This is a genomic window from Pseudomonas sp. CBZ-4 (assembly GCF_000346755.1).
Lineage (GTDB): Bacteria > Pseudomonadota > Gammaproteobacteria > Pseudomonadales > Pseudomonadaceae > Aquipseudomonas.
In genome coordinates this window covers 1-12,180 of sequence record NZ_ANNV01000131.1, presented here as the reverse complement: position 1 = coordinate 12,180, position 12,180 = coordinate 1, and the positions used below count along the sequence as shown (strand labels likewise).

At 62.1% G+C, this 12,180-nt stretch carries 14 protein-coding genes; 5 read left to right on the top strand and 9 right to left on the bottom strand.

Translation table 11 applies throughout. The features are described 5' to 3' along the window. Window positions 1–131: 131 nt before the first annotated feature. The 3 genes from B348_RS0117630 to B348_RS0117620 are packed head-to-tail and all read right to left on the bottom strand — an operon-like array spanning window position 132 to window position 2,193. Window positions 132–719 (bottom strand): HAD family hydrolase, encoded by a 588-nt coding sequence (locus tag B348_RS0117630; RefSeq protein ID WP_017737392.1) that lies wholly within the window; start codon window positions 717–719, stop codon window positions 132–134. Continuing rightward, on the bottom strand, window positions 716–1,585 hold the full coding sequence (gene tesB, locus B348_RS0117625) for an acyl-CoA thioesterase II (RefSeq protein WP_017737391.1): 870 nt from the start codon (window positions 1,583–1,585) through the stop codon (window positions 716–718). Before tesB ends, B348_RS0117630 begins: the two co-directional genes overlap by 4 nt. 38 nt (window positions 1,586–1,623) lie before the next feature. Further along, window positions 1,624–2,193 carry a GNAT family N-acetyltransferase gene (locus B348_RS0117620; RefSeq protein WP_017737390.1) on the bottom strand — a complete coding sequence of 190 codons (570 nt, stop codon included), beginning with the start codon at window positions 2,191–2,193 and terminating at the stop codon, window positions 1,624–1,626. Window positions 2,194–2,268: 75 nt separating this feature from the next. Here B348_RS0117620 and B348_RS0117615 point away from each other — a divergent pair, with 75 nt between their 5' ends. Then, window positions 2,269–3,189: a histone deacetylase gene (locus B348_RS0117615; protein ID WP_017737389.1), complete on the top strand. Its 921-nt coding sequence runs from the start codon at window positions 2,269–2,271 to the stop codon at window positions 3,187–3,189. A gap of 171 nt (window positions 3,190–3,360) precedes the next feature. After that, window positions 3,361–4,587: a TIGR03862 family flavoprotein gene (locus tag B348_RS0117610; RefSeq protein ID WP_017737388.1), complete on the top strand. Its 1,227-nt coding sequence runs from the start codon at window positions 3,361–3,363 to the stop codon at window positions 4,585–4,587. 121 nt (window positions 4,588–4,708) lie between these two features. Here the strand turns inward: B348_RS0117610 and B348_RS0117605 are convergent, their stop codons facing one another. Beyond that, on the bottom strand, window positions 4,709–6,043 hold the full coding sequence (locus tag B348_RS0117605; protein WP_017737387.1) for a DEAD/DEAH box helicase: 1,335 nt from the start codon (window positions 6,041–6,043) through the stop codon (window positions 4,709–4,711). 47 nt (window positions 6,044–6,090) lie between these two features. After that, window positions 6,091–6,987 carry a drug/metabolite exporter YedA gene (gene yedA / locus B348_RS0117600; protein ID WP_017737386.1) on the bottom strand — a complete coding sequence of 299 codons (897 nt, stop codon included), beginning with the start codon at window positions 6,985–6,987 and terminating at the stop codon, window positions 6,091–6,093. A gap of 160 nt (window positions 6,988–7,147) precedes the next feature. Between yedA and B348_RS0117595 the strand changes: the two genes are divergently transcribed. After that, window positions 7,148–7,609 carry an Lrp/AsnC family transcriptional regulator gene (locus tag B348_RS0117595; RefSeq protein ID WP_017737385.1) on the top strand — a complete coding sequence of 154 codons (462 nt, stop codon included), beginning with the start codon at window positions 7,148–7,150 and terminating at the stop codon, window positions 7,607–7,609. Window positions 7,610–7,697: 88 nt separating this feature from the next. On the opposite strand, the gene B348_RS0117590 is transcribed toward B348_RS0117595, so the two are convergent. The 4 genes from B348_RS0117590 to B348_RS0117575 form a co-directional block, all read right to left on the bottom strand. Then, window positions 7,698–7,946, bottom strand: a complete 249-nt coding sequence (locus B348_RS0117590) for an acyl carrier protein (protein ID WP_017737384.1) — start codon at window positions 7,944–7,946, stop codon at window positions 7,698–7,700. A gap of 228 nt (window positions 7,947–8,174) precedes the next feature. Beyond that, window positions 8,175–8,786 (bottom strand): PolC-type DNA polymerase III, encoded by a 612-nt coding sequence (locus B348_RS0117585; protein WP_017737383.1) that lies wholly within the window; start codon window positions 8,784–8,786, stop codon window positions 8,175–8,177. Window positions 8,787–8,811: 25 nt separating this feature from the next. After that, window positions 8,812–9,288 (bottom strand): NYN domain-containing protein, encoded by a 477-nt coding sequence (locus tag B348_RS0117580; protein ID WP_026136858.1) that lies wholly within the window; start codon window positions 9,286–9,288, stop codon window positions 8,812–8,814. Window positions 9,289–9,416: 128 nt separating this feature from the next. Next, window positions 9,417–10,154, bottom strand: coding sequence for a DUF2076 domain-containing protein (locus B348_RS0117575; protein WP_017737381.1), 738 nt, complete (start codon window positions 10,152–10,154; stop codon window positions 9,417–9,419). Between the two features lie 180 nt (window positions 10,155–10,334). Between B348_RS0117575 and B348_RS0117570 the strand changes: the two genes are divergently transcribed. Then, window positions 10,335–10,994, top strand: coding sequence for a YciC family protein (locus tag B348_RS0117570; protein ID WP_017737380.1), 660 nt, complete (start codon window positions 10,335–10,337; stop codon window positions 10,992–10,994). Between the two features lie 40 nt (window positions 10,995–11,034). Further along, window positions 11,035–12,123, top strand: coding sequence for an endonuclease/exonuclease/phosphatase family protein (locus B348_RS0117565; protein ID WP_017737379.1), 1,089 nt, complete (start codon window positions 11,035–11,037; stop codon window positions 12,121–12,123). Window positions 12,124–12,180: the final 57 nt, after the last annotated feature.

Below are 12,180 nucleotides of genomic sequence, written 5' to 3'. Positions count from 1 at the left end.
ACTGAAGAAACCCAATCAAAAATGTGGGAGCTGGCTTGCCTGCGATTGCGGTGGGTCAGCTGAACATATTTCAACTGACCGTTAGCTATCGCAGGCAAGCCAGCTCCCACATTTGATCTGCAGAGGCCTATCTAGATCATCCGGCGCAAGGCCGCGCAATCCTCAGCATGCCAGTCGACAAGCGCCGGCCACGGGTTCTCCGGCAAATTCACCAACACCGTGCGCGTCCCCGCCGCCCGGCCGCAATCCAGGTCAAAGCGGTAATCCCCCACCATCACCATCTCCGCCGGCGCCACATCCCACGCCGCCGCCAGTTTCAACAATCCATCAGGATCCGGCTTCGGCTTGGCATCATCACGCCCCAGCACATCTTCGATGGCAAAGCAGTCCGCCAAGCCAATCGCCTCCAGAGTGATGTGTGCCAGTTCCCGCGCATTACGCGTCAGGATGCCCAAGCGATAACCACGCCCGGCCAGCTCACGCACCAGTTCCACGGCGCCCTCTGCAGCCACCGAACCCAGCGCCAGCTCGCGCTCATGTTCCAGCAACCACGCATGCTTGGCCGCCGCAACCTCCTGGGGCAAAGCCGCCAGGTGAGTGAGGATGTCGTCCTCAGGCGGAATTTCCAGCGCCTCGCGAATCGCCGCAAAATCATGCACGGCCACCGTGAGGGTGCCGTCCATGTCGAATACCCAGTGTTTAACGTCTGACAGGCTCATGCCCAATCCTTGCGATGGCGGATCAAGCCTTCCTGGGTCACCGACGCCACCAGTTGCCCGGCGCGGTTGTACACGCTGCCTCGGGAGAACCCACGGGAATTGCCGGCCCACGGGCTGTCCATGGCGTACAGCAACCAGTCGTCCGCGCGCAGGTCGGCGTGGAACCACAGCGCATGGTCGAGGCTGGCGACCTGCATGTCTTTCTGCCACACGGTCTTGCCATGGGGCAGCAGCGAGGTGGTCAGCAAGCCGAAATCCGAGGCGTAGGCCAGCAGGTATTTATGCAGCGCAGGCGTGTCGGCCAGGGCGCCATCGGCACGAAACCATACGTACTTGACCGGGTCGGACGGCTGCGGGTTGAACGGGTCTTTTTCGGTGACCGGGCGCACTTCGATGGGCTTGGGGCACAGCAGCTTGTCGCGCATGTGCTCGGGGATCAGGTGCGCGCGTTGCTGGGTCAGTTCCAGCTCCGACGGCAGGTTCTCCGGGCCGACCACCACGGGCATGGTGCTCTGGTGCGAAAAGCCCTCTTCGTCGTACTGGAACGAGGCGCTGCAGGTGAAGATCGGGTGGCCCTTCTGGATCGCGGTGACGCGGCGCGTGCTGAAACTGCCGCCATCGCGCACGCGGTCCACCGAATACACCACCGGCAATTTTGCATCGCCGGGGCGCAGGAAATAACCATGCAGGGAGTGCACGTGCCGCGCTTCTTCTACGGTCTGGCTGGCAGCCGACAGCGACTGGCCGAGCACCTGGCCGCCGAACAGTTGGCGAAAACCCAGGTCCTGGCTGCGGCCGCGAAAGAGGTTTTCCTCGATCGGCTCCAGGGTCAGCAGGTCCACCAGATCTTCCAATACTTGGCTCATAGAGCAACTCCTACAATCTATGGGGCATTCCGGGCTGCTTATCCGTGCAGCGTGTCCAACCATTGGGCGCGGGTGATGCGGTACAACACATGATGGCGCAGCGGGTCATCGGCTGCGACCTTGGGGTGTGCAAAATCTGCCTGGGGATCGTAATGCATACCGATGGCCTGCATGACTTTTTGTGAGGGCATGTTGGCTTCGGTGGTGAAAGCGACGATTTCATCCAGTTGCAAGCGATCGAATCCCGCGCGTAATGCGGTCCAGGCCGCCTCGCTTGCGTAACCCAGGCCCCAGTGCTCGCGGGCCAGGCGCCAGCCAATCTCGACCGCCGGGGTGAACGCCGCGTCAAAGCCGACATTCAGCAGCCCGGTGAGGCCGATGAACTCGCCTGTATCCTTGCGCTGCAAGGCCCATAGGCCAAAGCCGTATTCGGCGAAGTGGCCACGGATCCGCCCGATCAGCGCGGCGCTTTCCAGGTGGCTCAACTTGGCCGGGAAGTAGCGCATCACCTGGTCGTCGGCGCACATGCGCGCAAACTCCGGCAGGTCGCTGTCGCGCCATTGGCGCAGCACCAGCCGTGCGCTTTCCAGTTCGAGTATCGGCTCCATGGGTCCCCTCCCTTGCGATGTGCGTGAGTGTACAACGCGGGTAAGATCCGTCGCAGGTTCCCATCAGAAAATCCCATGCCTTTGCCACTGATCTACCACGACGACTACAGCCCCGAGTTCCCGGCGGACCACCGCTTCCCCATGGACAAGTTCCGCCTGTTGCGTGACCACCTCGTGTCCAGCGGGTTGACCGAGGACAGCCAACTGCTGCGCCCGCAGTTGTGCCCACCCGAGATCCTGGCCCTGGCCCACGATCCTGGCTACATCGCACGCTACATGGGCGGCGAATTGTCCCGCGAAGACCAGCGCCGCCTCGGCCTGCCGTGGAACGAAGCCCTCGCCCGGCGCACCGTGCGTGCGGTCGGCGGCTCCATCCTCGCCGCCGAACAGGCGCTGGAGCACGGCCTCGCCTGCCACCTGGCCGGTGGCACCCACCACGCCCACTACGATTACCCGGCCGGCTTCTGCATCTTCAATGACCTCGCGGTGATCAGCCATTACCTGCTGGCCAGCGGCCGGGTCAACCGCGTGCTGATCTTCGACTGCGACGTGCACCAGGGTGATGGCACCGCACGCATCCTCCACGACACGCCGGACGCCATCACCGTGTCGCTGCACTGCGAAAAAAACTTCCCCGCGCGCAAGGCCCAGAGTGATTGGGATATCCCGCTGCCCATGGGCATGGGCGACGGCGATTACCTCAAGGTGGTGGACGACGCGCTCAACTACCTGCTGCCGCTCTACCAGCCAGACCTGGTGCTGTACGACGCCGGCGTCGATGTGCACAAGGACGACGCCCTCGGTTACCTCAAACTGACAGACCAAGGCGTCGCCGCCCGCGATGAAAGCGTGATGCGCCACTGCCTGGGCCGCGATATCCCGGTGATGGGCGTGATCGGCGGCGGCTACAGCAAGGACCGCCCTGCCCTGGCCCGTCGCCACGGCATCCTGCACCACAGCGCACAGCGGGTGTGGGCGTCATCAGGCTGTCATTGAGTTGTGGGCGTTACCCACAATGCCTGTGGAACGGCCTGTGGATAACTTGAGCGTAAGCCTCTGTGAGCCAGTAACTGTATAGCTTGTAGGAAGCTGTACATTTTTTGATCAGTCGTTTGTGTTCTCGTCGGGTAGAATGCTCGCCCTGTTTAGTCGACCGTAGCCCTTGCCATGCCCCAGACCCCACCTCAACACGTCGCCATCATCGGCGGCGGCCCTGCCGGGCTGATGGCCGCCGAAGTCTTGAGCCAGGCGGGGCTGCGCGTGGATGTGTACGATGGCATGCCTTCCGTGGGGCGAAAATTCCTGCTGGCCGGCGTGGGCGGCATGAACATTACCCATTCCGAGGCTTACCCGGCTTTCCTGTCGCGCTATGCCGAACGTGCACCGCACATGGCCCCGCTGCTGCGTGGGTTTGGCGCCGAGGCGTTGTGCGAATGGATACACGGCCTGGGTATCGAAACCTTTGTCGGCACCTCTGGCCGGGTGTTTCCTACCGACATGAAAGCCGCGCCGCTGTTGCGCGCCTGGCTCAAGCGCCTGCGGGACCAGGGCGTGGTTATCCACACCCGCCATCGCTGGACGGGCTGGAATGCCAGCGGTGATTTACTTATCCACAGTCCCGACGGCGAGAAAACTGTCCACAGCGATGCGGTGCTGCTGGCCCTCGGCGGCGGCAGTTGGTCGCGCCTGGGCTCTGACGGCGCCTGGCTCAAGTTGCTGGAAGACCGAGGTGTATGCAATGTGCCGCTGCAACCCAGCAACTGCGGGTTCGAGGTGTCGGCCTGGAGTGAATTGATGGTCAGCAAATTCGCTGGCGCACCGTTGAAGAATGTCGCGATCGGCCTGAGTGACGACAAACCCCGGCTCGGCGAGTGCGTGGTCACCGCCACCGGTATCGAGGGCAGCCTGATCTACGCCCTGTCGGCACCGATTCGTGAAGCGATCAACCAAACCGGCTCGGCCACGGTGCATATCGACCTGTTGCCGAGCAAGCCTGTGGACAAGATTCACGCCGCGCTGGCCAAACCCCGTGGTTCGCGTTCGATGAGCAAGCATTTGCACAGCCAGTTGGGGCTGGATGGCGTCAAGGCAGCGCTGTTGCGCGAGCTGGCGCCTGCCGAACACTTCAACGATCCAATGCTGCTAGCCGCCGCAATCAAGGCCCTGCCGCTGCCGCTGGTGAAAACCCGGCCAATGGACGAAGCGATCAGCACCGCCGGCGGCGTGCCGTTCGAAGCGTTGGATGAGCGCTTGATGCTCAAGCAATTGCCCGGGGTGTTTTGTGCGGGGGAGATGCTGGACTGGGAAGCGCCGACGGGCGGGTATTTGCTGACGGGGTGTTTTGCCAGCGGGCGAGCGGCTGGGCGGGGGATGGTGGAGTGGCTTAAGCGCTGAGATTAGTGGTGGATTCGATGCCGCTATCGCTGGCAAGCCAGCTCCCACATTTGACGGTGTTCACACATCAAAATGTGGGAGCTGGCTTGCCTGCGATGAGGCCATCAGCTACAGCGCAAAATCACTTCTTCTTACGCGGCCCGGTATTAAACACCGGCACCTTGCGTACCGGCTTGATCGAAGGCTCCGACGGTGCCACTTCACCGCTGTCCACCCACTTGCCCAGGTTGCGCTTGCCGCCACCACCCGACGTTTTAGGCTTCTTCGGTTTTTTCGGCTTCTTCACCACCTGCCCGCTGGCATCGGTGTCCGGCACGCGGTGCTCCGGTTCGAAGTCCGGCTCCATCTTGCGGGTCAACGTCTGACGCGTGAGCATCTCGATGGCCGACAGCATGTTCACTTCATCGGCACACACCAGGGAAATCGCCTCACCGGTGTTGCCCGCACGACCGGTCCGGCCGATGCGGTGGATGTAGTCCTCAGCCACGATCGGCAGGTCGAAGTTGACCACCAGCGGCAGGTCTTCGATATCCAGGCCACGGGCCGCCACGTCGGTGGCCACCAGGATCTGCACGTCGCTCGACTTGAAGCGGTCCAGCGCGCGTTGGCGCGTGGCTTGGGGTTTGTCGCCATGGATGCCATCGGCGTTGATGCCCAGGCCCTGCAACTTGTCCACCAGCGCATCCACGCCGTTACGGGTCTTGGCGAACACCAGCACCTGCTTCCAGCGGCCCTTGCGCATCAGGTGCACAAACAGCTCTGGCTTGCGCTTCTTGTCCACCGGCACCACCCACTGTTTCACGGTGTTGGCAGCAACGTTGCGCGGGCTGACTTCGATGCTCAGCGGGTCGTTGAGCATCTGCCCGGCGAGCAGGCGGATGTCATCGGAGAACGTCGCGGAGAACAGCAGGGTCTGACGCTTTTTCGGCAGCATGCGGTAGATGTTCGCCAGCTCTTCGGAGAAGCCCAGGTCAAGCATGCGGTCGGCTTCGTCCAGCACCAGGGTTTGCAGCTGGTTGAGCTTCAGCGCGTTCTGGCGGAACAGGTCGATCAGGCGGCCAGGGGTGGCGACCAGAATGTCGACGCCCTTGCGCAGCTTCATCATCTGCGGGTTGATGCTCACGCCGCCGTATACCGCGTAAGTGGTCAGCGGCAGGTTTTGCGCGTACTCGGCGACGCTGGCGTGGACCTGCTCGGCCAGCTCGCGGGTCGGGCACAGGATCAGTGCACGCGCCGAGTTGGCGGCGACTTTCGGCCCTTCCATGGTCAGCAGTTGCAGCAACGGCAAGGCGAAACCGGCGGTCTTGCCGGTACCGGTCTGGGCCGCAGCCATCAGGTCGCGACCGGCCAGCACCGCCGGAATGGCTTGCGCCTGCACCGGCGTCGGGGTCTGGTAGCCAAGCGTCTCAAGGGCGCGCAGCAAGGGTTCGATCAGGCCAAGGGAGGCGAAAGTCATGTAGTTACCGTAGGAAAATTCAGCGCAAGCACGCAATGCGCCGCAGTTTACCTTATTTCGGGCTTGGGCTTGCGCCACTGGGGCAGGCTGATCAGCAGGACCGCGCTGATGATCACCAGCATCGCCAGGGCTTCTTCCATGCCGATGGTTTCGCCGACGAATACGATCCCGAGCAACACCGCCACCGCTGGGTTCACATAGGCGTAACTGGTCGCCGCTGCCGGACGCACATGCTTGAGCAGGTACATATAGGCGTTGAAGGCGATGATCGAACCGAACACGGCCAGGTACGCCAGGGCCAGCCAGCCTTCAAGCGGCGGCATGGCTTGCAGGCGTTCACCGGTCAGCGCGCTGCCGATCAACAGTGTCACGCCCGCCACCAGCATCTCCGCCGCACTGGCCATCGCGCCCTGGGGCAATGGCAAGCGGCGGCTCCACACCGAACCGAACGCCCACGAAGCGGCCGCGAACAGCAACAAAGCTGCGCCCATCGGGCTCGATTGCAAGGTGCTGCCCATGTTGAGCATGGCAATGCCGGCGATCCCCAGGATCACACCCGCCCATTCCAGACGAGTATTACGTGCACCCCAGAAATATCCACAGAGCAAGGTAAACAACGGCACCGTCGCCACCGCCAGCGCGGCCACCCCGGACGACACCCCGGAATGCTCGGCCAACGTCACCGCGCCGTTGCCGAAGGTCAGCAGCAAAATCCCGATCTTCGCGCACGCCTTCCACTGCTCCCACGTCGGCGCCGGCACCCCGCGCCAGCGCAGATAGCCATACATCACCGCCCCCGCCGCCAAAAAGCGAATCCCGCCGAGCATCAGCGGCGGCCAGTACTCCACGCCGATACGGATCACCAGGTAGGTGGAACCCCAGATCACATACAACGCAAAAAAGGCAGCGATCAACGGTAAGGGAAAGCGACTTGGGCCAGGCATTGGGTGGCTCTATGGCAGGAGATGGGATGCTTATTCTAAAAAGGCAGGCCCTTAAACATAAGTTACAAAACCTGTTTAAACCGCCCATACACTTTTCAAAGCATGGTTATGAAGGCTATAACCCATGCTTTCGAAAGCCACACGCAACTGGAGCCTTATCATGGACAAATACGACCGCATGCTCCTCAGCGCCTTGCTCGAAGACGGCCGTGCGTCCTACGCCCAGCTGGCACGCACGGTGAACCTCTCGGCACCGGCCGTGGCGGAACGGGTGGCCAAGTTGGAGGCCAGCGGGGTGATCACGGGGTATCAGGCCAAGGTGGATCTGTCCAAGGTCGGTTTGCCGATCCAGTGTGTCATTGAGCTGCGCTTGACCAACCACGGCAGCCAGAAGGTGTACGACGCCCTGGCGGAAATCCCCGAGCTGACCGAATGCCATCGGGTGACGGGTGATCCGTGCGTGATCATGCAGGCGGCTGTGGGCTCGATGCCGGAGCTTGAAAATTTGATCAACCGGGTCGCCAAGTTTGGCTTCAGCAAGACGTCGATTATTTTGTCGAGTGCGATAGAGCGGCGGGTGCCGTTGGCGCAGTTGGAGAGCAATGGGAAAAGTGGTGGCTGAACGATCGCTATCGCAGGCAAGCCAGCTCCCACAGTTGGAATGCATTCCACTGTGGGAGCCGGGCTTGCCCGCGATGGCGTCAGTTGCCTCACAGCGGACTTGAGCGCTGTTTAATCAGATCGACAACCTGCTTGATCGTGGTGATGTGATCCCAATCTTCCTGAGTCGCACGCAGGTTGAATTGCCACTTGATCTGCATGATGAAACAGGTCAGGTCGTCATCGATGATCTTGAAGTCATGGATGAAGTCCGTTTGCTCCGACACTTGGCTACGGTCGATAAAGCCAATTATTTCAACGAACAATTGAATGACCCTTTCGCTGATCTGAGCCCTCATTTCGCCAATCTCCTTGCCCTCTTCCAATATCGAAACAGATACCAGATTTGGTGGAGATGGCGAAAGTGGTCGTGGATCAGGCGCTGGACTGCACACAGTCCCGATGAACGACACATAACCCCTGTGGGAGCGGGCTTGCCTGCGATGGCGGTGGGTCAGCCAGCATTTGCACTGCCTGACACACCGTCATCGCGGGCAAGCCCGCTCCCACAGGGGAATGTGGTGGGGTTAAAACCCGCGATGTTTCTTCAGGTGTTCGGTGATTTTTGCCGCAGGGACTTTCTGCAAGCTGCACAGCAGGTCGTGGGACAATTCGCGCAAACCGTGGGTACCGCGCAACTCCTGCGCCAGATGCGCCGTCAGGTTCGCCGCCATCTCCGCATCCGCCATCGCCCGGTGAGCCTTGCCTGTGTGGGGCAGTTGGGCAAAGGTGTTCAACGTGCCGAGCTTGTGGTTCGGCGCCGCAGGCATCAACCGTCGCGCCAGCAGCAACGAGCAGGCAAACTTCTGCAAACGGGTACGGCGGATCAAGCCCAGCTCAAAGTCCCAGAACTTCTGGTCAAACGCGGCGTTGTGCGCCAGCAGCGGCGTGGTGCCGACGAACTCGTTGACCTCGTTCATCACCCGCTCCGCCGGTGGCGCGCTGCGCAGCATGGCGTTGCTGATGCCAGTGAGTTGTTCGATGAACGCGGGCACGTGCACGCCGGTTTTCATCAGGCTCTGGTAGCGGTCCACGATCTGGCCGCGCTCGAGGATGACCACGGCGATTTCCGTGGCGCGGCACTGGCTGCTGGGGCTGATGCCGGTGGTTTCAAAGTCGATGACCGCTATACGTTCCAAACCTGTTCCAACTCCGTCTAACCATTTATTTGAGCAGCAACGCGCCTTCGATCGGCACGTAGCGGCTGGCAGCGCGTATCAGCGAATTGGCCGTCAGCCCCGGTACGCCGTAGGCCACGGCTTCAACGCCATGCTTGTGGATGATGCGCTCGAGCAGCATGTCGAAATCACCGTCGCCGGAGGCCAGGACGATTTCGTCGACGTGGTCGGCGGCGTCCATGATGTCGAGGGTGATGCCCACGTCCCAGTCGCCCTTGGCCGAGCCGTCGCTGCGCTGGATATACGGCTTGAGTTTTACCGTGAAGCCCAGGTTGCGCAGGATCTGCTGGAATTGCTGCTGCTTGCTGTCGCCCCGGTCGATGGCATAGGCGTACGCCTCGACGATCTGCCCGCGTGAACTGATGTCAGCCCACAGGGCAGCGTAGTTGAAGTGGCAGCCATACGCTTGGCGCACGGTGTAGTAGAGGTTTTGTACATCGGCGAACACTGCAATTTTCTTCACCGCACTTCCCCATGACAGCCACTTGGATGCCGGACGCGCACGCCCGCAAAGGCGCCAGTATGCCAGCCATGGGGGCGTTTCCGAGAAAAATCAGCCCGGGGCGACGAAGCGCACCGGGCTTGGGAGTGTCAGACGAAGGAATCGTCGTCGCCAAAGGAGGAGGAATCGTCGGAATAATCGCTGTCGGCAAAGCTGTCCGAGTTGTTGCTGCCCCAGTTGTCGTTGCCGGCAAACTTCTGGTCGTCATTACCCCAGCCGCCTTGATCGCTGGCCGGTGCCGGCTGTTCGATGATCTCTTCCACCACCTGCGGCTGCTGGTTGTGATGGAACAGGCTGCTGATGCCTTCGGCCAGCAACACACCACCGGCCACACCGGCCGCGGTTTTCATCGCGCCACCGAGGAAGCCGCTGCCCACCGGCGCGGCGGCGGGAGGCTGTTGATAACTTTGCTGCGGCGCCGGCGGTTGGCTGAACGACGGCCGTGCCGGTTCACGCCAGCCACCCGACGATGGCGCCGCGCTCTGCGCCGGTGGCTGTTCACGAGAACCGCCGCCACCAAAGATGCTCGACAGGAAGCCACCGCTGCTCGGCGCTGCGGCGGGTGCCGATTGGGCTTTGGCGCGCTCTAACTCTTCCTGCAACTGCTGGATCTGCTGCGCCTGCTGCTTGTTCTGCGCGTCGAGGCTCTTGAGCGCATGTTCCTGCACCAGGATCGACTGGGTCATGTAGTACCCGGCCGCCGGTTGGCGCGTCATGTGCTCCTTGATCCGCGCTTCGGCCAGGGCGTCGCGGGGGGCTGAGTCCGTTTCGGCTTGTTGCAACCGTGAAAACAGTCCATCGATCAGGGTTTGCTCTTCGCTGTTCATGGCGACCTCGTTAGATTGCCGGTAGAAATCGTGGCCTCGCCTGACGTCAGGCTGAGTGCGATCTAGTTATGGGGGTGTTACGAGTTGTTTCAATGGTCTTTACGCAAGGTTTACGTTTGCGTGCCAAAGGTCACGATCGGTTAAAGTGTTGCCCTTGCTTTCAGGCCTGCGAAGAACTTGATGAATCCGTTAGACGTACTGCGCGACTCCTTTCGTTTCACCCTCGGCAACCTCGGCGCCATCGTCCAGTTGTGCCTGCCGCTGGTGATCCTCGAAGCCCTGCTGCAACAGGTACTCGACCACACGCTGGGCGCGGATGCGTTCCCCGGCTACAGCGTGGTGGTGGGGTTGCTGGTGTACCCGCTGTACACCGGCGCCCTGATCCTGTTTCTCGACGCCCGCACCCGTGGCGAGTCGCCGCGCACCAAGGATGTATGGGCCATGGCCCTGACCCTGTGGCCGCGCTTTGCCCTGCTGACAGCCATGAGCACGCTGTTGATCCTGCTGGGGTTATCGCTGTATTTCCTGCCGGGGCTGTGGCTGATGGTGGTGCTGGCGTTTGCCGAGTACCTGTTGGTGCTGCGCGGCATGTCGGCGCTGGAGGCGATGAAGGAAAGCTTGCGCCTGACCCGTGGGCATTTCTGGCGCATCCTCGTGTGCCTGCTGTGCGTGATGGCGCCGCTGTGGCTGCTCAAGGGCGCCAGTGTCGCGGCCTACCCAACGCCCGCGCCGCTGCTGGGGTTGGTGATGGACAGCGCCCACAGCTTCCTGCAGCTGTTCACCAGCGTGGTGCTGTTCCGTTTATTCATGCTGATCGGTGGCGACGCCGACGCGCGGTGATATGCTCCGTGCCATCTCTGAAACGCCATAAGCCGAGCCAATGACCCGTTTATTGCGCATCACCCTGCTGGGCCTGCTGATCAGCGCAGGCCTGCTCACTGCCCTGATCTACAGCCTGACCTGGCGCCCCGAACCCAAGGAAACCCTGCCCGTCAGCTGCGTGGCACCGCGTGCGCCGACCCTGCTGCCGGGGCAGGCGCTCAAGGTCATGACCTGGAACGTGCAGTACCTGGCCGGCAAGAACTACGTCTTCTGGTACGACACCGCCGACGGCAGCGGCCCCGACGAGCGCCCCACCGTCGAAGACATGGCGTTCAGCCTCGACGAAGTGGCCCGGGTGATCCGCGACGAACAACCCGACCTCCTGTTGTTGCAGGAACTCGACGAAAACGCCAAGCCCTCCCACTACCAGGACCAGCTTGCCCTGTTGCAGGAACGCCTGGTCGACCTCTACCCCTGCAGCGCCCAGGCCTTCGACTGGAAAGCCGACTTCGTCCCCGACCGCCACATCTTCGGCAGCGTCGGCCGCAAGCTGGCGACCCTCAGCCGCTACCAGATCGAACATGCCGAGCGCCTGCAATTGCCGGCGCCCGAGGCCAATATCCTCAGCCGCCAGTTCCAACCCAAGCCGGCGCTGCTGTTGACTTACCTGCCGCTGAGCGACGGTGGCCAACTGGCCGTCCTCAACACCCGCCTGGACGGCAACGCACCTGGGCGCAGTGCGGTGCAGGCGCAAGTGCAAGCCACCCTCAAGCTGCTGGATAAATTCGAAGGCCGGGGCACACCCTGGTTGATCGGCGGGGATTTCAACCTGCTGCCGCTGGGGCAATTCCTACGCCTGGACGCGGCTAAACGCGGGCAGTATTCGCCGGACAGCGAGCTGCATCTGCTGTGGGACAAATACCCGATGATCCCGAGCAACAGCCAATCCAGTGGCATTGATCGGGAGAAATGGCTGACGAACTTTCCGAATGATCCGAGCATTGATGGCCCGGATCGCACCCTTGATTATCTGTTCTATAGCCCGCGCATCAAGCGGGTGGAAGCCAGGGTGCGGCAGGACGATACGTTGCGTATTTCCAACCATTTGCCGGTGATTGCGCGGTTCCTGTTGCCCGCCGCGCAATAGCGCCCATTGGGGGCTGGCTTGTGTGGGAGCTGGCTTGCCTGCGATAGCGGTGGGTCA

What these genes read in the sequence shown, in the direction of transcription:
- B348_RS0117630 (WP_017737392.1), bottom strand. Translation starts at nt 719, where the DNA reads ATGAGCCTGTCAGACGTTAAACACTGGGTATTCGACATGGACGGCACC.
- tesB (WP_017737391.1), bottom strand. Translation starts at nt 1,585, where the DNA reads ATGAGCCAAGTATTGGAAGATCTGGTGGACCTGCTGACCCTGGAGCCG.
- B348_RS0117620 (WP_017737390.1), bottom strand. Translation starts at nt 2,193, where the DNA reads ATGGAGCCGATACTCGAACTGGAAAGCGCACGGCTGGTGCTGCGCCAA.
- B348_RS0117615 (WP_017737389.1), top strand. Translation starts at nt 2,269, where the DNA reads ATGCCTTTGCCACTGATCTACCACGACGACTACAGCCCCGAGTTCCCG.
- B348_RS0117610 (WP_017737388.1), top strand. Translation starts at nt 3,361, where the DNA reads ATGCCCCAGACCCCACCTCAACACGTCGCCATCATCGGCGGCGGCCCT.
- B348_RS0117605 (WP_017737387.1), bottom strand. Translation starts at nt 6,043, where the DNA reads ATGACTTTCGCCTCCCTTGGCCTGATCGAACCCTTGCTGCGCGCCCTT.
- yedA (WP_017737386.1), bottom strand. Translation starts at nt 6,987, where the DNA reads ATGCCTGGCCCAAGTCGCTTTCCCTTACCGTTGATCGCTGCCTTTTTT.
- B348_RS0117595 (WP_017737385.1), top strand. Translation starts at nt 7,148, where the DNA reads ATGGACAAATACGACCGCATGCTCCTCAGCGCCTTGCTCGAAGACGGC.
- B348_RS0117590 (WP_017737384.1), bottom strand. Translation starts at nt 7,946, where the DNA reads ATGAGGGCTCAGATCAGCGAAAGGGTCATTCAATTGTTCGTTGAAATA.
- B348_RS0117575 (WP_017737381.1), bottom strand. Translation starts at nt 10,154, where the DNA reads ATGAACAGCGAAGAGCAAACCCTGATCGATGGACTGTTTTCACGGTTG.
- B348_RS0117570 (WP_017737380.1), top strand. Translation starts at nt 10,335, where the DNA reads ATGAATCCGTTAGACGTACTGCGCGACTCCTTTCGTTTCACCCTCGGC.
- B348_RS0117565 (WP_017737379.1), top strand. Translation starts at nt 11,035, where the DNA reads ATGACCCGTTTATTGCGCATCACCCTGCTGGGCCTGCTGATCAGCGCA.